This window comes from Kitasatospora fiedleri, from assembly GCF_948472415.1.
Taxonomy (GTDB): Bacteria; Actinomycetota; Actinomycetes; order Streptomycetales; family Streptomycetaceae; genus Kitasatospora; species Kitasatospora fiedleri.
Map to the genome: position 1 here is coordinate 1308017 of NZ_OX419519.1, position 25000 is coordinate 1333016.

The 25000-nt window shown below is 72.8% G+C and carries 18 protein-coding genes, 4 pseudogenes and 1 riboswitch; of the genes and pseudogenes, 7 read left to right on the plus strand and 15 right to left on the minus strand.

Annotation, left to right across the window (positions count from 1 at the left end):
- Positions 1–91 precede the first annotated feature (91 nt).
- From carB to pyrR, 5 genes are all read right to left on the minus strand, one after another.
- Positions 92–3400 (minus strand): carbamoyl-phosphate synthase large subunit, encoded by a 3309-nt coding sequence (gene carB / locus QMQ26_RS06380; protein ID WP_100835246.1) that lies wholly within the window; start codon positions 3398–3400, stop codon positions 92–94.
- Entirely contained in the window at positions 3393–4550 is a 1158-nt protein-coding gene (gene carA / locus QMQ26_RS06385; RefSeq protein ID WP_282205060.1) for a glutamine-hydrolyzing carbamoyl-phosphate synthase small subunit, read from the minus strand. Before carA ends, carB begins: the two co-directional genes overlap by 8 nt.
- A complete protein-coding gene (locus tag QMQ26_RS06390; RefSeq protein ID WP_100835248.1) occupies positions 4547–5104 on the minus strand; it encodes a PH-like domain-containing protein in 558 nt (185 codons plus the stop codon). The genes carA and QMQ26_RS06390 overlap by 4 nt, the downstream gene beginning before the upstream one ends.
- The gene (locus tag QMQ26_RS06395; RefSeq protein WP_282205061.1) at positions 5104–6396 is read right to left on the minus strand and encodes a dihydroorotase; all 1293 of its coding nucleotides are present in this window, start codon (positions 6394–6396) and stop codon (positions 5104–5106) included. The genes QMQ26_RS06390 and QMQ26_RS06395 overlap by 1 nt, the downstream gene beginning before the upstream one ends.
- Positions 6397–6518: 122 nt before the next feature.
- Positions 6519–7130 (minus strand): bifunctional pyr operon transcriptional regulator/uracil phosphoribosyltransferase PyrR, encoded by a 612-nt coding sequence (gene pyrR, locus QMQ26_RS06400; RefSeq protein WP_100835250.1) that lies wholly within the window; start codon positions 7128–7130, stop codon positions 6519–6521.
- A 263-nt stretch (positions 7131–7393) separates the two neighbouring features.
- Between pyrR and bldD the strand changes: the two genes are divergently transcribed.
- Complete coding sequence (bldD, locus tag QMQ26_RS06405; protein ID WP_030459171.1) at positions 7394–7897, plus strand: transcriptional regulator BldD; 504 nt, start codon at positions 7394–7396, stop codon at positions 7895–7897.
- Positions 7898–8041: 144 nt separating this feature from the next.
- Here bldD and QMQ26_RS06410 read toward each other — a convergent pair whose 3' ends face one another.
- The 5 genes and pseudogenes from QMQ26_RS06410 to QMQ26_RS06430 all read right to left on the minus strand — a co-directional run bounded on the left by QMQ26_RS06410 (position 8042) and on the right by QMQ26_RS06430 (position 12143).
- Positions 8042–8827 (minus strand): hypothetical protein, encoded by a 786-nt coding sequence (locus tag QMQ26_RS06410; RefSeq protein WP_100835251.1) that lies wholly within the window; start codon positions 8825–8827, stop codon positions 8042–8044.
- Positions 8828–9025: 198 nt separating this feature from the next.
- On the minus strand, positions 9026–9814 hold the full coding sequence (locus QMQ26_RS06415; RefSeq protein ID WP_282206446.1) for a thioesterase family protein: 789 nt from the start codon (positions 9812–9814) through the stop codon (positions 9026–9028).
- Positions 9815–9957: 143 nt separating this feature from the next.
- Positions 9958–10393: pseudogene (nusB, locus tag QMQ26_RS06420) on the minus strand (transcription antitermination factor NusB).
- Between the two features lie 2 nt (positions 10394–10395).
- A complete protein-coding gene (efp, locus tag QMQ26_RS06425; RefSeq protein ID WP_033211640.1) occupies positions 10396–10959 on the minus strand; it encodes an elongation factor P in 564 nt (187 codons plus the stop codon).
- Positions 10960–11029: 70 nt separating this feature from the next.
- Positions 11030–12143 (minus strand): annotated as a pseudogene (locus QMQ26_RS06430) (aminopeptidase P family protein).
- Between the two features lie 137 nt (positions 12144–12280).
- Here QMQ26_RS06430 and rpmG point away from each other — a divergent pair.
- Positions 12281–12445, plus strand: a complete 165-nt coding sequence (gene rpmG / locus QMQ26_RS06435) for a 50S ribosomal protein L33 (RefSeq protein WP_100835254.1) — start codon at positions 12281–12283, stop codon at positions 12443–12445.
- Positions 12446–12510: 65 nt separating this feature from the next.
- Positions 12511–12753, plus strand: a complete 243-nt coding sequence (locus tag QMQ26_RS06440; protein ID WP_100835255.1) for a type B 50S ribosomal protein L31 — start codon at positions 12511–12513, stop codon at positions 12751–12753.
- A 97-nt stretch (positions 12754–12850) separates the two neighbouring features.
- Here QMQ26_RS06440 and QMQ26_RS06445 read toward each other — a convergent pair.
- A pseudogene (locus tag QMQ26_RS06445) lies at positions 12851–13424 on the minus strand (XRE family transcriptional regulator).
- 119 nt (positions 13425–13543) lie between these two features.
- Between QMQ26_RS06445 and QMQ26_RS06450 the strand changes: the two are divergent.
- Positions 13544–14389, plus strand: coding sequence for a DMT family transporter (locus tag QMQ26_RS06450; protein ID WP_282206447.1), 846 nt, complete (start codon positions 13544–13546; stop codon positions 14387–14389).
- Positions 14390–14413: 24 nt separating this feature from the next.
- On the opposite strand, the pseudogene QMQ26_RS06455 reads toward QMQ26_RS06450, so the two are convergent.
- Both QMQ26_RS06455 and QMQ26_RS06460 read right to left on the minus strand, forming a co-directional pair.
- Positions 14414–15517 (minus strand): annotated as a pseudogene (locus tag QMQ26_RS06455) (HoxN/HupN/NixA family nickel/cobalt transporter); the annotation flags it as partial.
- Between the two features lie 31 nt (positions 15518–15548).
- Positions 15549–15756: riboswitch (cobalamin riboswitch) on the minus strand.
- Positions 15757–15839: 83 nt separating this feature from the next.
- On the minus strand, positions 15840–16532 hold the full coding sequence (locus tag QMQ26_RS06460) for a DUF6445 family protein (RefSeq protein ID WP_100835258.1): 693 nt from the start codon (positions 16530–16532) through the stop codon (positions 15840–15842).
- Positions 16533–16850: 318 nt separating this feature from the next.
- On the opposite strand from QMQ26_RS06460, the gene QMQ26_RS06465 reads away from it, so the two are divergent.
- Positions 16851–20864 (plus strand): DUF4011 domain-containing protein, encoded by a 4014-nt coding sequence (locus QMQ26_RS06465; protein ID WP_282205062.1) that lies wholly within the window; start codon positions 16851–16853, stop codon positions 20862–20864.
- Positions 20861–22342 (plus strand): AAA domain-containing protein, encoded by a 1482-nt coding sequence (locus QMQ26_RS06470; protein WP_282205063.1) that lies wholly within the window; start codon positions 20861–20863, stop codon positions 22340–22342. Before QMQ26_RS06465 ends, QMQ26_RS06470 begins: the two co-directional genes overlap by 4 nt.
- Before the next feature lie 104 nt (positions 22343–22446).
- Here QMQ26_RS06470 and QMQ26_RS06475 read toward each other — a convergent pair whose 3' ends face one another.
- Positions 22447–23253, minus strand: coding sequence for an Fpg/Nei family DNA glycosylase (locus QMQ26_RS06475; RefSeq protein WP_282205064.1), 807 nt, complete (start codon positions 23251–23253; stop codon positions 22447–22449).
- Positions 23254–23331: 78 nt separating this feature from the next.
- Positions 23332–23898 carry a helix-turn-helix domain-containing protein gene (locus tag QMQ26_RS06480; RefSeq protein ID WP_282205065.1) on the minus strand — a complete coding sequence of 189 codons (567 nt, stop codon included), beginning with the start codon at positions 23896–23898 and terminating at the stop codon, positions 23332–23334.
- A 94-nt stretch (positions 23899–23992) separates the two neighbouring features.
- On the opposite strand from QMQ26_RS06480, the gene QMQ26_RS06485 reads away from it, so the two are divergent.
- Positions 23993–24895: an SDR family oxidoreductase gene (locus QMQ26_RS06485; RefSeq protein WP_282205066.1), complete on the plus strand. Its 903-nt coding sequence runs from the start codon at positions 23993–23995 to the stop codon at positions 24893–24895.
- Positions 24896–25000: the final 105 nt, after the last annotated feature.

The following is a 25000-nucleotide window of genomic DNA, read 5'->3' on the forward strand; positions in this document are numbered from 1 at the left end:
GCGGGGTGACCTCCGTCAGCCGAGCCGGACCGGGACATGGACGTGGGGGGCACCCGGCGACCGGACCGGCGTGCCCCCCACGGGTTCGGCCTTAGCTGCGGCCGGAGTTGATCAGGGCGGCGTGCTCCTGGAGCGACATCACGCCGATCTCGCCGCGCCGCAGCTCGGCGATGCCCTGGACGGCCGCGCCCATCGCCTGCACGGTGGTCAGGCAGGGCACGCCCCGGGAGACCGCGGCGGTGCGGATCTCGTAGCCGTCGAGGCGGCCGCCGGTGCCGTACGGGGTGTTGATGATCAGGTCGACCTCGCCCTCGTGGATCAGCTGGACGATGGTCTTCTCGCCGTCCGGGCCCACGCCGTCGGAGTGCTTGCGCACCACGGTGGCGGGGATGCCGCCGCGCTGGAGCACCTCGGCGGTGCCGGTGGTGGCGAGCAGTTCGAAGCCGAGCTCGACCAGCGCGCGGGCCGGGAAGACCAGGTTGCGCTTGTCGCGGTTGGCGACCGAGACGAACACCTTGCCCCGGGTGGGCAGGGCGCCGTACGCGCCGGCCTGGGACTTGGCGTACGCGGTGCCGAAGACCCGGTCGATGCCCATGACCTCGCCGGTGGAGCGCATCTCGGGGCCGAGCACGGTGTCCACGCCGCGGCCGTGCACGTCGCGGAAGCGCGACCACGGCATCACGGCCTCCTTGACCGAGATCGGCGCGTCGGCGGGCAGCGTGCCGCCGTCGCCCTCCCGGGGCAGCAGGCCCTCGGCGCGCAGTTCGGCGACGGTCGCGCCGAGCGAGATCCGGGCGGCGGCCTTGGCCAGCGGCACCGCGGTGGCCTTGGAGGTGAACGGCACGGTGCGGGAGGCGCGCGGGTTGGCCTCCAGCACGTACAGGATGTCGCCGGAGAGCGCGAACTGGATGTTGATCAGGCCGCGCACGCCGACGCCCTTGGCGATGCCCTCGGTGGCCGAGCGCAGCCGCTTGATGTCGTACCCGCCGAGGGTGATCGGGGGCAGCGCGCAGGCGGAGTCGCCGGAGTGGATGCCGGCCTCCTCGATGTGCTCCATGACGCCGCCGAGGTACAGCTCCTCGCCGTCGTAGAGGGCGTCGACGTCGATCTCGACCGCGTCGTCGAGGAAGCGGTCGATCAGCACGGGGTGCTCGGAGATCAGGCCGGCGTGCCGCTCCAGGTAGGAGGCGAGCGAGGGCTCGTCGTAGACGATCTCCATGCCGCGGCCGCCGAGCACGTAGGACGGGCGGGCCAGCACGGGGTAGCCGATCTCGTCGGCGATCGCCTTGGCCTCCTCGAAGGAGAACGCGGTGCCGTGCTTGGGCGCGGGCAGGCCGGCGTCGCGCAGCACCCGGCCGAACGCGCCGCGCTCCTCGGCGAGGTGGATCGCCTCCGGCGGGGTGCCGACGATCGGCACGCCGTTGTCCTTGAGCGCCTGCGCCAGGCCCAGCGGGGTCTGGCCGCCGAGCTGCACGATCACGCCGGCCAGCGGGCCGGCCTGCTGCTCGGCGTGCACGATCTCCAGCACGTCCTCCAGGGTGAGCGGCTCGAAGTAGAGCCGGTCGGAGGTGTCGTAGTCGGTGGAGACGGTCTCCGGGTTGCAGTTGACCATCACGGTCTCGTACCCGGCGTCGGCGAGCGCGAAGGAGGCGTGCACGCAGGAGTAGTCGAACTCGATGCCCTGGCCGATCCGGTTCGGGCCGGAGCCCAGGATGATCACGGCGGGCTTGGTGCGCGGGGCGACCTCGCTCTCCTCGTCGTAGGACGAGTAGAAGTACGGGGTCTTCGCGGCGAACTCGGCGGCGCAGGTGTCGACGGTCTTGAACACCGGGCGGATGCCGAGCGCGTGCCGCACCTCGCGGACCACGTCGGCCCGCAGGCCGCGGATCTCGCCGATCTGCTGGTCGGAGAAGCCGTGCCGCTTGGCGTGCCGCAGCAGCTCCGGGTCGAGCTTGTCGCCCTCGGCGAGCTCGGCGGCGATCTCGTTGACCAGGAAGAGCTGGTCGACGAACCACGGGTCGATCTTCGTGGACTCGAAGACCTCCTCGGGGGTGGCGCCGGCCCGGATCGCCTGCATGACGGTGTTGATCCGGCCGTCGGTCGGGACCTGGGCCTTGACCAGCAGCTCGGCCTTGTCGCCGACCTCGCCGACCCAGCTGAACTGGGAGTCCTTCTTCTCCAGCGAGCGCAGCGCCTTGTTCAGCGCCTCGGGGAAGTTGCGGCCCATCGCCATGGCCTCGCCGACCGACTTCATGGTGGTGGTCAGCGTGGCGTCGGCGGACGGGAACTTCTCGAACGCGAAGCGCGGCACCTTGACGACGACGTAGTCGAGGGACGGCTCGAAGGAGGCCGGGGTCTGCTCGGTGATGTCGTTGGGGATCTCGTCCAGCGTGTAGCCGACGGCGAGCTTCGCGGCGATCTTGGCGATCGGGAAGCCGGTCGCCTTGGAGGCCAGCGCGGAGGAGCGCGAGACGCGCGGGTTCATCTCGATGACGATGACCCGGCCGTCGGCGGGGTTGACCGCGAACTGGATGTTGCAGCCGCCGGTGTCGACGCCAACCTCGCGGATCACCGCGATGCCGATGTCGCGCAGGATCTGGTACTCGCGGTCGGTGAGCGTCATCGCCGGGGCGACGGTGATCGAGTCGCCGGTGTGCACGCCCATCGGGTCGAAGTTCTCGATGGAGCAGACGACGACCACGTTGTCGTGCTTGTCGCGCATCAGCTCCAGCTCGTACTCCTTCCAGCCGAGGATGGACTCCTCCAGGAGCACCTCGGTGGTCGGCGAGAGGGTCAGGCCCTGGCCGGCGATCCGGCGCAGGTCCTCCTCGTCGTGCGCGAAGCCGGAGCCGGCGCCGCCCATGGTGAAGGAGGGGCGGACCACGACCGGGTAGCCGCCGAGGGTGTCGACGCCGGCGAGGACGTCCTCCATCGAGTGGCAGATCACCGAGCGGGCGGACTCGCCGTGGCCGATCTTGGCGCGGACGGCCTCGACCACGCCCTTGAACAGCTCGCGGTCCTCGCCCTTGTTGATCGCCTCGACGTCGGCGCCGATCAGCTCGACGTCGTACTTCTCCAGCGTGCCGGCCTTGTGCAGCGAGATCGCGGTGTTCAGCGCGGTCTGGCCGCCCAGGGTCGGCAGCAGCGCGTCGGGGCGCTCCTTGGCGATGATCTTCTCGACGAAGTCGGGGGTGATCGGCTCGACGTAGGTGGCGTCGGCGATCTCCGGGTCGGTCATGATGGTCGCCGGGTTGGAGTTGACCAGGATGACCCGCAGCCCCTCCGCCTTGAGCACCCGGCAGGCCTGCGTACCCGAGTAGTCGAACTCCGCCGCCTGGCCGATGACGATCGGACCGGAGCCGATCACCAGGACGGACTTGATGTCGGTGCGCTTAGGCACGCTGGCCCTCCATAAGGCTCACGAAGCGGTCGAAGAGGTAGGCGGCGTCGTGCGGGCCGGCTGCCGCTTCGGGGTGGTACTGCACGCTGAAGGCGGGGGTGTCGAGCGCCTGGAGGCCCTCGACCACGTCGTCGTTGAGGCAGACGTGGGAGACCTCGACCCGCCCGAAGGGGGTGTCGCTCACCCGGTCCAGCGGCGCGTCCACGGCGAAGCCGTGGTTGTGGGCGGTCACCTCGACCTTGCCGGTGGCGCGGTCCTGCACCGGCTGGTTGATGCCGCGGTGGCCGTACTTGAGCTTGTAGGTGCCGAACCCGAGGGCCCGGCCCAGGAGCTGGTTGCCGAAGCAGATGCCGAAGAACGGGGTCTTCTTCGCCAGCACGCCGCGCAGCACCTCGACCTGCCGGTCGGCGGTGGCCGGGTCGCCGGGGCCGTTGGAGAAGAACACGCCGTCGGGCCGCACGGCGTAGATGTCCTCCACCGAGCTGTTCGCGGGCAGCACGTGCACCTCGATGCCGCGCTCGGCCATCCGCTGCGGGGTCATGCCCTTGATCCCGAGGTCGAGGGCGGCGACGGTGAACTTCTTCTCGCCGATCGCCGGGACGACGTAGGTCTCCTTGGTGGCGACCTCGGCGCACAGGTCGGCGCCCTTCATCTCCGGCGCGGACCGCACCTTGGCCAGCAGCTCGGCCTGGTCGGCGAGGGCCGGGCCGGAGAAGATGCCGACCCGCATCGCGCCGCGCTCGCGCAGGTGGCGGGTGAGCGCACGGGTGTCGATCCCGCTGATGCCGACGACGCCCTGGCGCTCCAGCTCCTCGTCCAGCGAGCGCTTCGAGCGCCAGTTGGAGGCGACCCGGGCGGGGTCGCGGACCACGTAGCCGGAGACCCAGATCCGCTGCGACTCGTCGTCCTCGTCGTTCCAGCCGGTGTTGCCGATCTGCGGGGCGGTCATCACGACCACCTGGCGGTGGTAGGACGGGTCGGTCAGGGTCTCCTGGTAGCCGGACATGCCGGTGTTGAAGACCGCCTCGCCGAAGGTCTCGCCGACCGCGCCGTACGCCTGGCCGCGGAAGGTCCGGCCGTCCTCCAGGACGAGCACGGCAGGCACGCGCTCCCGCCTGGTGCGCTGCGTGGTGGGGGCAGGTGCGGTCATGTGGCGGCCTCTTCCGTCTTCATCGTCTTCGTACGTGTCACTAGTGCCTGCACGGCCTCGACCCAGTCGTCGTGCGCGGCGGCGGCGTCCAGGCGGAAGCCGCTCTCCAGCTCGCTCCCGCCGAGCCGCCAGCCGACCACCAGCAGTCCGCTCGGCACGACCTTCCCGGCGAGGCCGGAGTCGGTGCGGGCGCCGGTGAGCGCGGCGGCCGGAATCCACAGGTCGTCCTCGCCGGGGCGGCGGGCCAGCAGGCCCCGCTCGGTGAGCGTGAGTTCGGCCAGGCTGCGCTTGCCCAGGCCGTGCGCGACGACCCGGTCCAGCCAGTTCCCGGCGGTGGTGGAGCCGTGGTAGCGGCCGGGCGCCGCCAGCAGCGCCGGGCCGGGGTCCTGCGGTGCGGGCTCCGGCGCGGGCAGGTCGGACTGGAGCGTGCGCCGCCAGTTCCAGCCCTGCCGCATCAGCCAGTAGACCAGCGCGATCAGGATCAGCAGGCCGACCGTGGCGCCGATGTACCCGGGCCAGTCGGTGACGCGGCCCTTCTCGGTGGCGAGCAGCATCAGCGCTCGACCAGCTCTCCGGCCAGCACGGTCGCCTCACCGCGGAGGAAGGTGGCGTGCACCCGGCCGGGCAGGTCCATCCCCCGGTACGGGCTGTTGCGGGAGCGGGTGGCGAAGGTGTCGGGGTTCACCACTCCACGGTACGCGGGATCGAACAGCACCAGGTTGGCGGGCTCGCCCACCGAGACCGACCGTCCGTGGCCGCTCAGCCGCCCGATCCGGGCCGGGCGGTGCGACATCCGGTCCGCGACGCCCTCCCAGTTCAGCAGGCCGGTGTCGACCATGGTCTGCTGCACGACCGACAGCGCGGTCTCCAGCCCGACCATGCCCATCGCGGCGACCGTCCAGGCGCAGTCCTTGTCCGCGGCGGGGTGCGGGGCGTGGTCGGTGGCGACGGCGTCGATGGTGCCGTCGGCCAGCGCCTCGCGCAGCGCCTCGACGTCGGCGGCGGTGCGCAGCGGCGGGTTGACCTTGTACACCGGGTCGTTGCTGCGCACCGTCTCGTCGGTGAGCAGCAGGTGGTGCGGGGTGACCTCGGCGGTGACGTCCCAGCCGCGGCCCTTGGCCCAGCGGACGATCTCGACCGATCCGGCGGTGGACAGGTGGCAGATGTGCACCCGGGCGCCGAGGTGCGCGGCGAGCAGCACGTCCCGGGCGATGATCGACTCCTCGGCGACGGCGGGCCAGCCGGGCAGGCCCAGCTCGCCGGAGACGGCGCCCTCGTTCATCTGGGCGCCGGCGGTCAGCCGGGGCTCCTGGGCGTGCTGGGCGATCACGCCGTCGACGGTCCTCACGTACTCCAGGGCGCGGCGCATGAGCACCGGGTCGTCCACGCACTTGCCGTCGTCGGAGAACACCCGGACCGCGGCGGCGGAGTCGTGCATCGCGCCGAGTCCGGCGAGCTCCTTGCCCTCCAGGCCGACGGTGACGGCGCCGACCGGCTGCACGTCGCAGTAGCCGGAGGCCCGGCCGAGCCGCCAGACCTGCTCGACCACCTCGGCGCTGTCGGCGACCGGGAAGGTGTTGGCCATCGCGTGCACCGCGGTGTAGCCGCCCATGGCGGCGGCCCGGGTGCCGGTGAGCACGGTCTCGGCGTCCTCCCGGCCGGGCTCGCGCAGGTGGGTGTGCAGGTCGACCAGGCCGGGCAGGGCGACCAGGCCGTGCGCGTCGAGGTCGATGTCGGCCGTGACGTCCAGGTCCTCGCCGATCGCGGCGAAGACGCCGTCGGCGATGTGGATGTCCCGGGGGGCGCCGCCGAGGATCTGGGCGTTGCGGATCAGGTAGGTGGTCACTGGGCGGCCTCCTGGGGGTCGGGGGTGCGGGGAGCGTCGGTGTCGGTCGCCGGGCCGGGGGCGCGGCGCGGGGCGGCCGCGGCGCCGTCGGGGCCGGGGTCGGGGTGGCGCTTCACGCGGCGCTACTGCGCGGGGTCGGGGTCGGCGGCGAGGGCCTGGGAGGAGCGGGCCGCGTAGTCGCGGTCGCCCAGCAGGACGGCGTCCAGCCCGTCGGACTCGGCCAGCCGGACCTGCACGGCCTCGCGCAGCGAGGTGGGCAGGTTCTTGCCCACGTAGTCGGCGCGGATGGGCAGTTCGCGGTGACCGCGGTCGACCAGGACGGCCAGCCGGACGGCGCGCGGGCGGCCGATGTCGTTGAGCGCGTCGAGCGCGGCGCGGATCGTCCGGCCGGAGAACAGCACGTCGTCGACCATGACCACCAGCTTGCCGTCGATGCCGCCGGGCGGGATCTCGGTGTGCTCCTGGGCCCGGGCGGGCTTCAGCCGCAGGTCGTCCCGGTACATGGTGATGTCCAGCGTCCCGAGCGGGATCTCCCGGCCGGTGATCTGGGCCAGCTTGCCCTGGAGCCGGCGGGCCAGGTGGACGCCGCGGGTGTGGATGCCGAGCAGCACGACGTCCTCGGCGCCCTTGGCGCGTTCGACGATCTCGTGCGCGATCCGGGTGACGACCCGGGCGATGTCGGTGGCGTCCAGCACCTGGTGCGGGGCGCGGGGGGTGGAACTGGGTGTGGTCATGCCGGAGCGGACCTCCTTCCCCGCCTCACGGGACGGGTCTTAAAGGATGTCTGGAATGGTTTCCGACCGCAGCCGGAGCCTCGCCCATGGTAGCAGCGTGCTGATCGCGGCCCGTTCGCCGCCCGTTCGCACGAGTGCCCCATTCGGCTTGACGCGCCACCCTCACTCTACGTAACCTCACAGTGAGTTACGAAGGTGCGCCGCAGTGGCCCTCGTCGCTCACATTTCAGCGCACGCGAAGCAATCTCGTCCGGGGAGATCCATTGTCCAGCGACTACGCGAAGCAGCTCGGAGCCAAGCTCCGGGCGATCCGCACTCAGCAGGGGCTCTCCCTGCACGGCGTCGAGGAGAAGTCCCAGGGTCGCTGGAAGGCTGTGGTCGTCGGCTCCTACGAGCGCGGCGACCGCGCGGTCACCGTGCAGCGCCTCGCCGAGCTGGCCGAGTTCTACGGCGTGCCGGTGCAGGAGCTGCTGCCCGGCGGCACCCCGGGCGGGGCCGCCGAGCCGCCGCCGCGCCTGGTCCTCGACCTGGAGCGGCTGACCCAGGTCCCGTCCGAGAAGGCCGGCCCGCTGCAGCGCTACGCCGCGACCATCCAGTCGCAGCGCGGCGACTACAACGGCAAGGTGCTCTCGATCCGCCAGGACGACCTGCGCACCCTGGCCGTCATCTACGACCAGTCCCCCTCGATCCTCACCGAGCAGCTGATCAGCTGGGGCGTGCTGAACCCGGACGCGCGCCGCGCGGTCCGCGAGGAGGACGCGAGCTGACCTCGGTCGGCCGCTCGTCCGTTTGAAGAAACGTCACAGCGGGGCGGGACACCGGAAGCAACCGGTCTCCCGCCCCGCTGTCTCGCGCTTCCACCGTTTCCACGCTCGGGGCCCGGGCCCGCCGGGCCGCGTCGGCCGGGCGGCTCAGACCACCGTGCCCAGGCTGAACCCGGGGGCCGCCGCCACCCCGGCCACCGCCAGCTCGGCCGGCGACCACTCCTGGCCGGTGCTCCGCCAGGCCCAGGCCACCTGCCGGTACTCCCCGCACAGCGCGCCCGAGCCCTGCGTCCCGTGCAGCACCGCGGCGCCCGGCAGTTCGCGGTAGAGCCCGGCGCACAGCACCGCGGTGACCAGGTCCAGGTCCTCGTCGTTGATCCGCACCGCGCCGTCCTCCCAGTGCAGCACCCGGGCCCGGGCCTCCAGCGGCCCGGACGGCGCGTCCACCACCACCCGGAACTCGTACGCCCCGCAGCCCGCCCCGACCAGCACCCGCCGGAACACCTCGGACGCCTGCTGGTACGTCCAGCGCGCCCGCGGCTCGGCCGCCGCGCCCGCCGTCCCGCACAGCGCCCCGTCCATCAGCAGGTCCGCGTACCGGAGCGTCAGCCCGCCCTCGCGGGCCCGGACCAGCCGCGGCAGGAAGTCCGGCAGGTCCTCGCCGCGGTACGTCACCAACTGGGTCTGCAGCGGCGGGTTGACCAGGTAGCCGTCCCGCGCGGCCTGCTCCCGCACGTCCAGCCCGTGCAGCAGGCAGTAGTCCGCGAAGTCCTCCGGGTGGAACATCCGGGCCCGGACGGTGCCGTACTCCTCGACCGCCCCCGCCAGCAGCTCCCCGGCCTCCCGCAGGTACGTGGCGTAGTCCGGCGCGTCCGTCACCTGCCAGGCCCGCACCCGCTCGAAGTCCGCCTCGCCGGTCAGGATGCCCGTCACGAAGACCTCCCCGCCCCGGTGCGAGGGCTCTGCACTGCAACGGCGCGGCCGGCGGCTGTTCCTGGACATCGGTGGCTCCCGGGGTTCTCGGTCGAGCGACTGCTGTCCCACTCCTCCCCTCCCACACCCGCCCCACACACACGGCCTGTCACAAGTCTGCAACCGACCGTCGCCGGAGCGGGTCCGGGCCGGGGGAGCTCAGCGCGGCGTCTTCGCCAACTGGCGGGACTGGGCGACCAGTCGGCCGTTCTCGTCCCAGATCTCGCAGTCCTCCTCGAAGTACCCGCCGGCCACGTTGCGGGTGGCGTGGGAGACCCGGAGCCAGCCGTCGGCGGGCAGCGCCCGGACGTGCACGGTGAGTTCGATGGTGGGGGCCCAGCCGGGGCGGCCGAGGTCGAAGGTGACCGGCGGGAGGGCGTCGGCGGCGAGCAGCAGGGAGAGCGGGTCGGCGGGGCGCTTGTCGGCGAGCCGGAACCAGCCCTGCATCCGCCCCCGGTGGGACGGCTGCCCCATCGCCCAGCCGATGGCGGCCGGGTCGAGCCGCAGGTCGAGGCGCTGCAACAGGGCGGCCTGGGCGATGAGTTCGCGCGGGGCGTGCTCGACGCCTATGCACTGCTCGGGCCCGGGCAGCTCCGGCGGCAGCGCGGTGGTGGCGACCTCCGCGTCGAGCCCGGCCAGGTCGGTGAAGGAGGCGGTCAGGCGCAGCCGCTCCTCACCGCCCTGGGAGAGGACGGCGCTGCCGGTGGCCAGGCTGCGCCCGCGCCGGACGATCTCGGTGCGGACGGTGGCCGGGCCGGGACGGGACGCGGAGACGTAGGTGCCGCTGACGGTGAGCGGGTGCGGGTGCGCCGGTCCGGCCTCCCGGGCGAGGGCGTGCGCGGCGAAGGCGAGCAGCAGGCCGCCGTTGACGCCGCCGCCGATCTGCCAGCCGTCGCCGAGTTCGCCGTCGTAGCGGCCGGGTTCGCCGGGGTGCGGGGTGAGCGCGATGCCCTGGTCGAACTCGAAGGCGGGGGTGGTCTCCGCATGGCTTCGCGGCCCTTCTGCGCGGCGGGCAAGGACATTACTTGCCGGTAGCTTACGCGCGAAGGCCGCCGGACCAACAGGTCCGACGGCCTTCGGGGGTGCGGGGCTCAGCGCCGGATGCTCGGCTTGAGCTCCATGAACCGGGCGAGCAGGCCGTTGACGAAGGCCGGCGACTCGTCCGTGGAGAACTCCTTGGCGATCTCCACCGACTCGTCCAGGACCACCGCGTCGGGCGTCCCGTCCTCCCAGATCAGCTCGTACGCACCGAGCCGGAGCACGTTGCGGTCGGCGATCGGCATCCGGTCCAGCGTCCAGCCCACCGCGTAGGTGGAGATCAGGTCGTCGATGGTGCGCGCGTGCTGCGCGTAGCCCTCGACCAGCTGCATGGTGTACTCCGCGACCTGCGGGATGCCCTCGTCCGGACGGGGTCGCGGGCCCGCGCGATCCAGTCGGCGAGCACCCGTTCGGGGACACGCCGCGGTGGTCCGCCTCGAACAGGATCTGGAAGGCCCGGGTGCGGGCCTTGCTACGAGCAGCCGCCACGGTTACTTGACCCGGCCGAGGTAGCTGCCGTCGCGGGTGTCGACCTTGACCTTCTCGCCGGTGGTGACGAACAGCGGCACCTGGATCTCGGCGCCGGTCTCCAGGGTGGCCGGCTTGGTGCCGCCGGTGGAGCGGTCGCCCTGGACGCCCGGCTCGGTCTCGGCGATGACCAGCTCGACCGCGGCGGGGAGCTCGACGTACAGCGGGACGCCCTCGTTCTGCGCGACCAGGGCCTCGAAGCCCTCCAGCAGGTACTTGGCGGCGTCGCCGACGGTGGCGGAGTCGACCGGGACCTGGTCGTAGGTGTCCATGTCCATGAAGATGAACGCGTCGCCGTCGCGGTACGAGTACTGCATGGTGCGCTTGTCGACGTTGGCGGTCTCGACCTTGATGCCCGCGTTGAAGGTCTTCTCGACGACCTTGCCGGAGAGGACCTCCTTCAGCTTGGTGCGAACGAAGGCCGGGCCCTTGCCGGGCTTGACGTGCTGGAACTCGACGACGGTCCAGAGCTTGCCGCCGTCCAGCTTGAGGACCATGCCGTTCTTGAGATCGTTCGTGGTAGCCACGGGCGCACTTACTCCTGATATGTCCGCTGTCAAGGAACACCAAGCGGCGCGCCGCCGGGACCGGGCTCGGTCACAGCGCGAGGAGCTCCTTGGTGGTGATGGTGAGCAGCTCGGGCCCGCCCTCCTCGGGAGGCCGCACCACGAGCGTGTCCTCGATCCGGACGCCGCCCCGACCCGGGAGATGGACCCCGGGGCCGACGGTGACCGGCACGCGATTGTCCAGTTTACCCATGTCGGCGGGCCCCAGGCGCGGAGCCTCCCGGATCTCCAGGCCGATGCCGTGCCCCAGGGCGTGCACGGAGCGCTCGGCGTGGCCCGCGGCCTGGAGGATCGAGCGGGCCGCGTCGTCCGGGACGTGCTGCTCGACGCCGGGGCCGAGGGCCTCCCGGCCGGCCCGCTGGGCGTGGAAGACCAGCCGGTGCAGCTCGACCTGCCAGGCGGCGGGGCGGCGCCGATCACGAAGGTGCGGGCGGTGGAGATGCCGTAGCCGCGGTAGCTGGCGCCGAGCGCGACGGTGAGGAAGTCGCCCTCCTCGACCCGGCGGTCGGTGGGCTGGTGGCGCTCCAGGCCGGAGTGGGTGCCGGTGCCGACCGAGACCGGGAAGGCGGCCCGGTCGGCGCCGTGGTCGATCATCCGGCGCTCCAGCTCCATCGCCAGGTGCCGCTCGGTGCGGCCGACCAGGATGGATTCGAGCAGCTCGCCGAGGGCCTGGTCGGCGATCTCGGCGGCGATCCGCAGGTCGGCGATCTCGTGCTCGTCCTTGACCACCCGCAGCCGCTCGACCGCCCGGTCCAGGTCCAGCAGCCGGTCCGCCTGCGCCAGCCGGGCGACGGCGCGGTGCCGGGCCACCGTGAGGTCGTGCTCCTCGACGGCCAGGTCGCGCACCCGCAGCCGGGCGGCGGCCTCGGCGGCGGCGCACGCGGCGTCGGCCTCGCCGGGCACCGGCAGCCGGGTGACCTCCGGGTCGAGCCGCCGCTCGCCGCCCTCGCCGCCCTCGGCCGGCTCGGCGTCCTCGGCACCGCGAGCACCGCGCGCTCGCGGGTGAGCAGCAGCGCGGCGCCCAGCGGCGGGCAGCCGGTCAGGTAGCGGACGTTGGCGGCGCGCGTGATCAGCGCGGCGTCGGCCCCGGCGGCGCTGCAGTGCTCGCGGAGGCGTTCGCGTCGTTCGGCGTGCGCGTCGGACATGCTCCGAGCCTACGAACGGGGGCCCCGGGGCGCCCGTCGGGGCGGGCCGTCGGGTGGGGAATGCCCGGCGGGCGGCCGCGTTGTGACCTGATGAAAACGGCAATCGTTGCCGGGAGAAGGACGGAGAGGAGGCGGGCATGGCACGCAGCGAACTGCGACCGGTGGTCACGCTCCGGTCGACGGCGGGCACCGGGTTCACCTACGCGACGCGGAAGAACCGCCGCAACGACCCGGACCGGATGGTGCTGAGGAAGTTCGATCCGGTGGCCGGGCGGCACGTGGAGTTCCGCGAGGCCCGCTGAGGCGCCCGGGAGGCCCGGGCGCCCGAAAGACCAGACCGACCGACACACGGCGAGGAGGAGCAGTCATGCAGCAGGGAATTCACCCCGACTACCGTCCGGTGGTGTTCCGCGACAAGACCGGGGGCCTGTCGTTCCTGACCCGTTCCACCGCCGCGAGCGGGCGGACGGTCGAGTGGGCCGACGGGCGGACGTACCCGGTGGTGGACGTCGAGACGTCCTCGGCGAGCCACCCGTTCTACACCGGCAAGGCCCGGCTGATGGACACCGAGGGCCGGGTGGAGCTGTACCGGCGCAGGTACGGCGGCTGACGGCGCACGGCGTGACGCGAAGGGCCCCGGGGCTTCCCCGGGGCCCTTCGCCCGTGTCCGGCCGACGGTCGGCGGTCGGTCGTCGGCCGGCTGTCGGTTACGCGCCGGGCGGGGGGACCGAGACCACCATGGTGACCAGGCAGGGCGCGTCGCCGTCGTTGCGGTAGCCGTGCGCGGTGCCGGCCTCGTAGGAGGCGGTGGCCCCGGCCGGGACGCGGTGCTCGCGGCCGTCCAGGGTGAGGGTGAGCACGCCCTCGTCGACCCGGGCGATCTCGACGGTGCCGGGCGGGTGCGGGTCGGAGGCGTGCGACTCGCCGGGGTGCAGCCGCCAGGACCACAGCTCCAGCGGCCCGGGGGCCTCGGCGCCGCCGAGCAGGGTGCCGCTGCCGCCCCCGGGGCCGTTCCACAGCCGGACGGCCTGCTCGGCGGGACGATCCGGACGGCGGAGGTCTCGTCGTAGTCGAGCAGCCGGGCGATCGAGACCCGAGCGCGTCGGCGAGCCGGACCACGGTGCCCACGCTCGGGTTGGTGCGGGCCTGTTCGATCTGGACGACCATGCCGCGGCTGACCCCGGAGCGGGCGGCCAGGGCGTCCAGGGTGTGGCCGCGTTCGAGCCGCAGGCGCTTGAGGTTGCGGGCGAGGGCCTGGGTGACGAGATCGGCGTCCGGCACGGGCAGTCCAATATTCTGGTTGGGCGAGTGCAGCAGGTTGAACTATGCTGCGGCGGCATCGACAGATCCACCGACTGTACTGCGGGGTCCACCATGCTGTCCGCCTACCGGCTCCTCCGGTGAGCGCCGCGTTCGCGCTGCTCGCCAGCCTGCTCTGGGGCGTCGCCGACTACGGGGGCGGGGCGATCACCCGGCGGGTGCCCGCGCTGACCGTGGTGGTGCTCTCCCAGTCGGCCGCCGCCGCGGTGCTCGCGGTCGCGGTGACCGCCACCGGCGGCTGGCCGGGGGCGTCCCCCGTCCTCTGGTACGCGGTGGCGGCGGGCGTGGTCGGGCCGTTCGCGCTGCTGGCGTTCTACCGGGCGCTGGCGCTCGGGCCGATGGGCGTGGTGTCGCCGCTGGCCACCGTCGGCGTGCTGGTGCCGATCGGCGTCGGCCTGTTCCTCGGCGAACGGCCGGGCGCCGTCCAGGGGTTGGGCATCGCGGTGGCCGTCGCCGGGGTCGCCCTGGCGGGCGGCCCGCAGCGCGGCGGGCCCGCGGTCGGGCGGCGGGTGCTGGTGCTGACGCTGGGCGCGGCGTTCGCCTTCGGGGCGGTGCTGGCCCTGGTCGCGCACGCCAGCGCGGGCGGCGCCCTGCTGCTGACGCTGTGCGTGCAGCGGCTGACCAACGCGGTGGTCGGGGCCGGGATGCTGGCCGCCGCGGCCCGCCGACAGCCCCTCGGGCTTTCGGCGGGCGCCCGGTCGCTGCCCGCGCTGACCGCCGTCGGGGTGGCCGACGTGGCCGCGAACGGCCTGTACGCGGCCGCCTCGCACCTGGGCTCGGTGGCGGTGGCGGCCGTGCTGGCCTCGCTCTACCCGGTGGTCACCGCGCTGATGGCGCGCGGCCTGCTGAAGGAGCGGCTGCTGCGGGTGCAGGTGGTGGGCGCGGGCCTCGCGGTGGCCGGGACGCTGATCCTGGCCGCCGGTTGACGCCCCGTCAGGACGCGTCCGCCCCCGCGCCGCCGAACGCCCGGAGCGCTTGGCGATCCGCCAGTAGCCGATCGCGGCGGCCCAGACCACCACGAACAGGCCGACGATCACGAAGCCGACGTTGTCCAGGCCGAGGCCCGCGATCCAGCCGGTGACGGGGTCGGTCAGGTCGAACTTGTCGTGCAGCACGGCGACCAGCTCGATGGTGCCGATCACGAAGGCCACCGCGATCGACAGCCCGGTGATGGTCAGGTTGTAGTACACCTTGCGGACCGGGTTCGAGAACGCCCACTGGTAGGCGATGTTCATGAACGTGCCGTCCAGGGTGTCGAACAGGCTCATCCCGGCGGCGAACAGCAGCGGCAGGCAGACCACCGCGTACCAGGGCAGGCCGGAGGCCGCGCCGGAGCCCGCCATCACCATCAGGGTGACCTCGGTGGCGGTGTCGAAGCCCAGACCGAGCACCATGCCGACCGGGAACATCTGCCCGGGGCGGCTGATCGAGCGGGTGGCCCGGTTCAGCAGCCGGGCCAGGAAGCCCCGGGCGTCCAGGTGCTTCTCCAGCTCGGCCTCGTCGTACTCCCCGGCCCGCATCGCCCGGAACACCCGCCAGATGCCCAACAGGGCGACCAGGTTGAGCGCCGCGATCAGGTAGAGGAAGGCGCCGGACGCGGTGGTGCCGACGGTGCCCAGCACCTGGTGGGTGGTCGAGTCCTCGTCCATCAGGGTGCCCGCCAGCGCCGCGCCCCCGGCCACCAGGGCGGCCATCAGCACCACCATCGAGGAGTGGCCGAGCGCGAACCAGAAGCCCACCGAGACCGGGCGGCGGCCGTCCGCCATCAGCTTGCGGGTGGTGTTGTCGATCACCGCGATGTGGTCGGCGTCGAAGGCGTGCCGCATCCCCAGGGTGTACGCGGTGACGCCCAGGCCGACGCCGAACACCTGGGTGCCGACCCGGTAGTCGTGCGGCACCACCAGGAACAGCAGCGTCCCGAAGGCCACCGCGTGCAGGGCCAGGATCACCGCCATCAGCCCGGCCGTGCGCAGGGTGTCCTCGCGCCGCCAGCGCAGGGCGGGCAGGACGGCGACCGGGCCGGTCCCGGCCAGGGTCGATTCGGGCGCGGTCATCCGCGGATCACGCTCCAGCACCTCGTGGATCACTTCGTGAGATGCCGTGGCCGGTCTCCTGGCTGACGGGGTGTTGCGCGCCGGCGCCCGGCCTTCCCGGCCGCGGGGCCAGTGGCACGGGGTGGGAGCCGACGACTCCCCGATCACAGTGGCGAGGGCCGCTCCGGACTCCCGTGCCGCGCACTCGGTGGCGGACACGGTGCACCGGCTTCCCGAGCACCACGGCCCGCCCACCGTAGGCCCGCCGCGGGTGCCGCGGCAAGGGCGCACCCGGGCCGGGGTGGCGCAGATCACGCCTGGTCAGCGGCGTGCTGAGCGCGGGTCAGGCCATCCAGAAGAAGACGCAGGTCATCCGCTTCTCCTCCAGCGCCGTCCCGTGGTACTCGGTCGCGGTGTGGATCAGGTTGGCGGTGTAGAGCAGCAGCCGGTTGTAGCGGTGCGGGACGGCCAGGTCCTCGGTGAAGGAGTCCGGCGGGACGAAGCGGGTGCCCAGCGCGTCCACCAGGTTGTTGTGCGGGGCGACCACGCTGTTGCCGCCGAGCCGGCCGCCGGGCAGGCTCTGCCGGTAGAAGCTGGTGCCGCAGCGCTTGGGGACGGCCGGGTTGAGGTACAGCACGGCGGCGTAGCGGCACAGCGAGCGGGAGTCGGTGTGCGGGCGCGGCTCGCACTCCCCGGCGCCCACCACCTGCACGCAGTTGTGGTTGAAGGTGCCGCCCTCGGCCTCGTCCAGCGCCCAGATCCGCGGCGCGCCGGTGGCCTCCCGGACCAGCTTCTCGACCTGCGCCAGCTCCGCCGGCTCCAGGCCGGGCATGGCCCGCAGGCCCGGCCAGGACTCCGGCTTGTGCGGGTAGCCCTCGTCCCAGTCGGTGCGCGCCAGGTGCCGGGCGCGCACCGCGTCCGGGTCCGGAAGGACGTCGTCCAGGACCCAGTAGTCGCGGCCGCGGGTGGGCTTGCGGTACGGCAGGACCGGGAGCGCCGGGGCGGGGCGCCGGTCCTGGAACGGGAGAGCGGGCATGGACCCGACAATAGGAGCGGCGTTCCGGGGCCTCGCCCAAGGCCCGGTCAACCTTGCGTCAAGGCTTGCCCGTGACGCGGCGTCAGGACCGCTGGCAGCGCGGGCACATCGGCACCACCCGGTGCGCCGAAATCGTGCTCCCGTCGATGGGGCGGACGCTAGACGAGCACCAGCCGCGCAAGCGTCCGGCCGCGCCGATCCCGATTGCGGCACGAACCGCTGAACACACCCTGCGCAACCGGACGAACGCACTATGCTGCCCCCACCCAATCCGCACGACATTCACACGATCTGACAGGTTTGAACGGAGTCATCTGCATGGTTCACCGCCGCTCCGGACAGCGCAGCGCCACCGACCCCCTGGAGCCGCTCCTGGAGTCCTGGCAGAAGTCCCTGATCGACCTGGGCTTTCGCAACCGGCTGGTGCACTACCGTCGCGGCGGCAGACAGGCGGGCACGGACATCGTCGCCCCGGAACTGGCGCGGGTGCTGGAAGCGCTGCCCAAGGGCTGCCTGTTCGCCCCAGTGCCGGAGACGAGCCCGGATGCCGGGACATCGGTCGAACCGTTCGGATACTCCGACCTCCCGCTCACGAAGCCGACCGGAGGCCGCCCCCTCGACACACCCGCCTCTCGCACGGGCACCGGCGGGACCCGGCTCGCCCTCCGCACGACCAAGGCGACCCAGGGCGAGCAGGACAGGCACCTCAAGCGCCTGGCCGCCGTCGCACAGGAGAAGTACAACGACTTCGGCCTGTGGGTCCTGCACCTCGGTGTCGGTTTCCTCCAGTGGCGGCCGGCCGCCGACGCCGATCCCGTGTCCTCTCCCCTCCTGCTGGTGCCGGTGCGGCTGCGCAAGTGGAGGGGCGACTCCTTCCTCCTGGAACTCAACGGGGACGAGGAGCCGAGTTTCAACCCGGCGCTAGCCGTCAAGATGGAGGAGATGGGCCTCGAATGGCCCGCCCCGGAACAGATCGACCTCACTGACGCCGTGGCCCTGTTGGAGCAGGTCCGCAGGACCGTCTCGGGCCGCACGGGGTGGCAGGTCAGCGAACGTGTGGTGCTGGACGCCTTCAACTCCAGCAAGGAGGTGATGTACCGGGACCTGCGGGACAACGTGCAGAGGATCCTGGGCAGCCCGCTGGTGCGCACCCTGGGGCTGGGCTCCGGTCCGGCCGACACCGCAGGCTGCTTCGACTTCGATCCGGTGCCGCTCGACCTGATAGACCAGAAACAACCGCCGGAGAGAGCCCCGCTCGTGCTGGACGCGGACTCCTCCCAGCGCCAGTGCGTCGCCGCCGCGATCGACGGCAGGAGCTTCGTGATGGACGGCCCGCCCGGTACCGGCAAGAGCCAGACCATCACCAACATGATCGCCGGGCTCCTGGAGCAAGGGCGCAGTGTCCTGTTCGTCAGCGAGAAGGCCGCCGCGCTGGACGTGGTGCGCAACCGCCTCGAACAGGTCGGTCTGGACGACTACGTCCTCGCCCTGCACAGCAACACCGCCAACCGCAAGCAGGTCGCACAGGAGCTGGGCCGCGCGCTCGCCGCGCCCCGCCGTTCCTTCCCCGCCGCGCGTCGGGACGAGCTCCTCACCGCAGAGGAGCTGCGCCGGGAACTCTCCGGGTACGCCGCCGCGATGAACGAGCACCACGAGGGCATGAATCGCTCCCTGCACGACGTCCTGGGCCGGGTCTCGTTGCTGCATTCCCTGCCGCAGCTCGCCCCGGAACGGGAGTTCGACGCGGTCGGCCTCACCGAGGAACTGCTGCGCGGCATCCTCGACGGCGCGCGGTGGGTTTCCCGGTCTTGGCGGCCCGCGGTGGAGGGCGAGTCGTTCGTCTGGCGCGGACTCGGTGAATCCGGCGGTGAACTGGACGCCTTGGCAAGGGCCTTGGAAGACTTCGCCGGCCTGCGCGGAGCCTTGGCCCCACATGGCCCGCTACTGGAGGCCATGGGCTGGGACGGCCTCTACGACGTCGAGCGTCTGATCAACGCCATCCGGCTGGGTGCCGGTCGGCCCGCCGTCCCCCTGCCCTGGTTGACGACCGAACCGGACCGGATCACTGACGGCATCCGGATGTTCGAACGCCGGCTGGAGGCAGTGGAAGCCTCCGAGCGGAAGGCCCGCGACCTGCTCGGAGCGGGCTGGGCCGAACTCGCGGATCCCCTCGCACCGGTCTCCCCCGAACCCGGACCGCAGGAACGGGCACTGGCGGAGCTCGTCCCGGCCGGCCTGGACCTGGCCGAGGCCACCGCCGTACAGGTCGATGCCCTCACCAACCGGCTGACGGCCGATGCGCGGAACCTGGAACGCGCACTGCAGCAACTCGCCAACGCGGCACGCGTGTACGGCGTCCCCGCGCCGGAGACCTGCGCCCAGGGCCTGCGCTTGGTCCAGCTGACCGGTCTGTCCTTGCCGGAACAGACCCAGAAGCCCCCGGCGCAGTGGCTCACTCCCGCCGGTGCGGCCCAGGCCCGTACCGCCCTGGACCGGCTGTCCGACGCGATCGCCGATCTGCGTGCGGCCCGCGACAAGGCCCGTCGGCAGTTCACCGAGCAAGTCCTGGCGGAGACTTCGCTGGTGGATGTGGCCCAACGCTTCGCCACCGTGCATCGCTCGATCACCGCACGCCTGTCCTCCGCGTGCCGGGCCGATCGTCGTACCGTACGAACCCTGCTGCCGGCGGGTGCCAAATGCACGAAGGCCGTCCTCGCCGCACTGCCGGACGCGGTCGCCTGGCAGCAGGCCCAACAGCGGCTCGAGTACGAGGGCCGTCGGGGCGGGGAGTTCCTCGGCCACTTCTGGCAGGGTGAGGAGACCGACTTCTCCTCGGCGGAGAAAGCGCTCGGCCTGGCCTCACGGGCCACCGAACTCGCTCCGCAGGTCCTGGACCTCGAAGCGTTCCGCTCCCAGCTCGCGCACGGCGGGGAGCCCCGTCCGACGGCCCGCGAGGCCGCCCAACAGGCTGGCGAATCGCTCGCCGCGTGGCGCGACTCGCTGGTCCTGCCGCCCCGCCTGGGCGCGCCCGGCGAGTTGGAGGACGGTTCCCTGGCCGATGCCGTCCGTTGGAGCACCGCCCACCTGCCACCGTTGCGGGAGGCCTCCCGGCTGCTCGCGCACGTCCGTACGGTGTCCGGACACGACGACCTGACCCTAGGGCGGGCACGCGCCGCGGTCACGGCCGCGCTGACCGCCCGGGCCGCCGACGAGGAGTTCGCCGCACACTCCGCCGGAGACGGTGAGCTCCTCGACGTGCTGTACGCCGGCCGCGGCACGAAACGAACCATGCTGGAGCAGGCCTTGACCTGGCTGCGGAGGCTGCGGGAGAACTGCCTACTCGAAGACGGGGTGTTCCCCACCGAGGCGGCCCGGATCCTCCACCGGGCGCTTCCCGACCCCGTGCTGGAGGAGGCCAAGGACTTCTGGAACCGCTCCAGCGCCAGACTGACCGACATGTTCGACGCGTCACGTGAACGTGAACTGCGCGCTGCCCTGTCCGTGACCTCGTCGGCCGAGCTGCTGCTGTCGCTGCTGGACGGCGATCGCGGCGGACCTGACGAGTGGGCCGCCTACCAGCGGGGCCAAGGAGCCCTGGAGAAGGCCGGCCTGGGTGATCTGACCTCCCGTGCCGTCCGAGCCGGGATGACCCCGGAAGACTTCCCGCAGGTGGTGGAGAAATCCGTATTGCACTCCTGGGCGGATCGCGTGGTCCAGCGCGACCCCCGACTGGTGTGGAACCGGGCCGAGGACCGCGACGACAAGGTCGCCGCGTTCCGTGACATCGACCGCTCCCTCGCCGAACACGCCCGGACGCGGGTGGCCCGCGCCTGCGATCTGAACCGCCCCGACGCGCTCAGCAGCCCCGGCACGAGGCTGATCCAGCACGAAGGCAAGAAGAAGATCCGGCACAAGCCCGTGCACGTGCTGCTCCGGGAAGCCGGAGCGGCGGCGCTACGCGTCAAACCCTGCTTCATGATGAGCCCCCTGACGGTCAGCCGGTTTCTGCCGCCGGACCTTGCCTTCGACGTTGTGATCTTCGACGAGGCGTCCCAGATCCTGCCGCAGGACGCGATCAACTGCGTTTACCGGGGCAAGGCCCTGATCGTGGCCGGGGACGAGAACCAGCTGCCGCCCACCGCGTTCTTCACCGCGGGCGAGGAGGAGGACGACGACCCGTACGCCGAGGACGAAGTCCCCCGGTACGAATCGCTGCTCTCCCTCGCCAAGGGCAACGGGATGCTCAAGGAGCTCTCGTTGCGCTGGCACTACCGCAGCCGGCACGAACACCTGATCGCCTTCAGCAACCGGCAGTTCTACCGGGGGCGATGACCACCTTCCCCGGCGCGTTCTCCGAGGGCCCCGACGTGGGCGTGGCCTTCTTCCGGGCCGAGCAGGGCCTGTACCGCTCCGGTGCAGCAGCGCGCAACAACCCCGGCGAAGCCGCTGAGGTCGCCCGCCGCGTCATCCACCACTTCCGCACCCGCCCGGGCCGTTCGCTGGGCGTCGTCGCGCTCTCCCAGGCCCAGGCCGAGGTGATCCGAGAGGCGGTCGACCAGGAACGCCGGCAGAACCCCGGCCTGGACGAACACTTCTCCGACGACCGGCTGGACGGCTTCTTCGTCAAGAACCTCGAAGCGGTACAGGGCGACGAGCGCGACGTGATCATCATGTCCGTCGGCTACGGCCCCGATGAGAACGGCAAGCTCAACCAGAACTTCGGACCGATCAACCGCAAGGACGGCTGGCGGCGACTCAATGTCGCCGTCACCCGGGCCCGCTACCGGGTCGAGGTGGTCGCCTCCTTCGATCCCGACGCCCTCCGCCCGTCCGAAAGCGCGAGCTTCGAGCACTTCGCCCGCTACCTCAAGTACGCCAAGTACGGCCCGGCCGCACTCGCTCAGGACACTACGGACGACAACGCCCTGCCCGAGAGCCCGTTCGAGGAGTCGGTGCTGGAGGTACTGCGCGGCTGGGGCTACACCGTCCAGCCCCAGGTGGGCGTCGCGGGCTACCGCATCGACCTGGGGGTGCGTGACCCTCGATGGCCTGGACGCTACGCCCTCGGGGTCGAGTGCGACGGTGCCATGTACCACTCCTCCAAGGCGGCCCGTGACCGGGACCGGCTGCGCGAATCCATGCTCACCGGCCTCGGCTGGACACTGCACCGGATCTGGGGCACCGACTGGTACCGCAACCGGGCGGCGGCCGAGAACCGGCTACGAACCGCGGTAGAACGGGCCGCGGCCCGCAGCGCGGCCACCGCTCCCCCGTCCGGGGTCGCGGCGGAGGTCCCACGAACCGCGTCCGCGCCGCACTCTCCGACGGCGGCACCCGCACCGAGGCGCTCGTCCTCCGACAGCTCGGTCCCGGCTCAGGATGTCCTTGCGAATTCCTCCGAACAGCGCGTCCACCACGAGTTGGAACAGTTGCGGGCACAACTGGAACTGCACTCTGACGCGGCCGTTTCCGACTCCCGGCCCCGGGCCCGTACCGACCAGCAACGCAGGCAGCGCGGGCTCACCGAGCAACTGGAGGAGCGTGCCGCCCTGCTCAAGGCCTACCTGACCGGTGACCGTAGAGCCATGGCGGGCACGGTGTGCCCCGGCCGCCTGGTGCGGATCGATTTCGGCGGGGACCAGCAGGAGTACGAGATCACCTCCCAGGAACCGCACTCCACCGAGGTCGAGAAGCTCAGCCCATTCACACCGCTCGGCCGGGCCCTGCACGGCCGGATGGCCGGCAACCGCATCGAGTACGAGCACGACGGACGCCGGGTCACGGTACAGCTGCTGACCGTCCGGGACTGACCACACTGCGGTGCGCGTCGCCGGGTGGCCTTCTGACAGGAGCCGCCACCCGGCTCGGCACGCCCCTCGGGCGAGGGGTATCCCAGCCCAGGGTCAGGAGTGCGTCAGGACCGCTGGCAGCGCGGGCACCAGAACAGGTTCCGGGCGGCCAGCTCCTCGGTGCGCACCGGGGTGCCGCAGACCAGGCAGGGCCGGTCGTGCCGCCGGTACACGTACACCTCGCCGCCGTGGTCGTCCACCCGCGGCGGGCGGCCCATCGCCTCCGGGGTGTGCTCGGGGCGGACGGTGTCGATCCGGCCCGCGGCCACGCCGTCGCGCATCAGCGCCACCAGGTCCGTCCAGATCGCGTCCCACTCGGCCCGGGACAGCTCGCGCCCGGGGCGGTGCGGGCTGATCCCGAGCCGGAACAGCACCTCGGCGCGGTACACGTTCCCGACGCCGGCCAGCACCTTCTGGTCCATCAGCAGCGCGGCCACCGTGCTGCCGCTGCGGGAGATCCGCCGCCAGGCCGCCTCCCCCGACTCCCCCGCCCGCAGCGGGTCCGGCCCCAGCCGGCGGTGGACGGCCGCCTTCTCCTCCGGCGTGAGCAGCTCGCAGGCGGTCGGCCCGCGCAGGTCGGCGTACCCGGTGTCGTTGACCATCCGCAGCCGGACCTGCCCGACCGGCTCGGGCGCCCCGCCCGCCCCGAACGCGTACTTGCCGTACAGCCCCAGGTGCACGTGCAGCCAGTGCTCGCCGAAGCCCAGGAACAGGTGCTTGCCGTGCGCCTCCGCCTCGTCCAGCACCCGCCCGTCGATCAGCGCGGCCCCCTCCGCGAAGCGCCCCTGCGGACTGGACACCCGCACCGGGCGCCCCCCGAACAGCTCGTCGTTCTGCCTGGCCAGGCGGTGGATCACATGCCCCTCGGGCACCGGCGGTCAACTCCTCGGTCGTGGTGGTCGCGAGGAGTCCATTGTCCCAGGGCGCTCGGACAGGCCGGGCGGCCCGGCTCAGAGGGCGGCGGCGGCCTCGCGCAGGGCGGCGAGTTCGGCCAGGGCGAGGGCGGTGAAGTCCTGGCCGGGGCGGGCCGCCCAGTGGGCGAGGGCGGTGCGCAGGGCGAGCAGGGTGAGTTCGGCGGTGAGGACGGCGGCCGGGTCGGGGACGCCGCGCTCGCGCAGGGCCGCGGTGAGGGCGGTGGCGAGGGCCTCGCGCTTGAGGAGTTCGCGTTCGGTGAGCTCGGGGTTGGCGGCGACCACCTGCTGGCGCTCGCGGACGGCGGGGTGGCGTTCGGCGGTGAAGGCGTGGGCGCCGGCGGCGGCGAGGGCGGCCCCGGCGGCCTCCAGCGGGCCGGCCCCGGGCGGGGCGGCGACGATCGCGTCGGCGAGCAGGCGCAGCAGCGCGTCGCCGCCGGAGAGCACCTCGCGCTTGTCGGCGAAGTGCCGGAAGAAGGTGCTCTTGGCCAGCCCGGCGCGTTCGGCGATCTCGGCGACGGTGGTGCGGTCGTAGCCCTGGTGGACGAAGAGTTCGAGCGCCGCGCGCTCCAGCCGTTCGCGCGCGTTCGGGTCCCATCTGGCCATGGCACGGAGTCTACGTGACGGGAGATGGTCGCATCACGGGGCTCCGCGCGTTATGGTGACGGGACAAGGTCTCATCACTCGGAGGTCCACCCCCATGCACGTCTTCGTCACCGGAGCCAGCGGCCACCTCGGCTCCGCCCTCGTCCCCGAACTGCTCGCCGCCGGCCACCGGGTCACCGGCCTGGCCCGCTCCGACGCCTCCGCCACCGCGCTCACCGCCCTCGGCGCGGACGTCCGCCGCGGCGACCTCGACGACCTGGACGGCCTGCGGGCCGCCGCCTCGGCCGCCGACGGGGTGGTCCACCTCGCCTTCAAGCACGAGTCGATGCTCGACGGCGACTACGCGGGCGCGATGGCCGACGACCTGAAGGCCGTCCGGGCCCTGGTCGAGGCGCTCGCGGGCACCGGCAAGCCGCTGGTCGGCACCGGCGGGACGGGCGGCGGCAACACGCCCGGCCGGCCCTCCCTGGAGAGCGTGGTCGCCCCCGGCGCCCCGCGCACCGAGGCCGAGCAGGCGATCGTCGACGCCGCGGCGGACGGGGTGCGCTCCAGCGTCGTCCGGCTGCCCCCGGTCGTCCACAGCCCGCTCGACCGGCACGGTTTCGTCCCCACCCTGATCCGGATCGCCCGCGCCACCGGCACCTCCGGCTACCTCGGCGAGGGCACCAACCGCTGGCCCTCCGTCCACACCCTGGACGCCGCCCACCTCTACCGCCTCGCCCTCGAACACGCCCCCGCCGGCACCCGCCTGCATGCCGTCGACGACGAGGGCGTCCCCTTCCGCGAGATCGCCGAACGCATCGGCATCCGCCTCGGCGTCCCCACCGCCCCCGTCCCCGAGGACCGCGCCGCCGAACACTTCGGCTTCCTCGCCCGCCTCGTCCCCCTCGACCTGCCCGCCTCCTCCGAAGCCACCCGCGCCCTGCTCGACTGGCACCCCCGGCACCCGGGCCTGCTCGACGACCTCGACCAGGACCACTACTTCACCGAGAGCTGACCCCGCACGGCCCGGGGCAGCGACCGTCTCCAGCCCCCTCCGCCCCCGCCGCGCAGCGGAACCTCAGCGCGCGTGCAGCCGACTCAGGACCGGGGGAACCTCAAC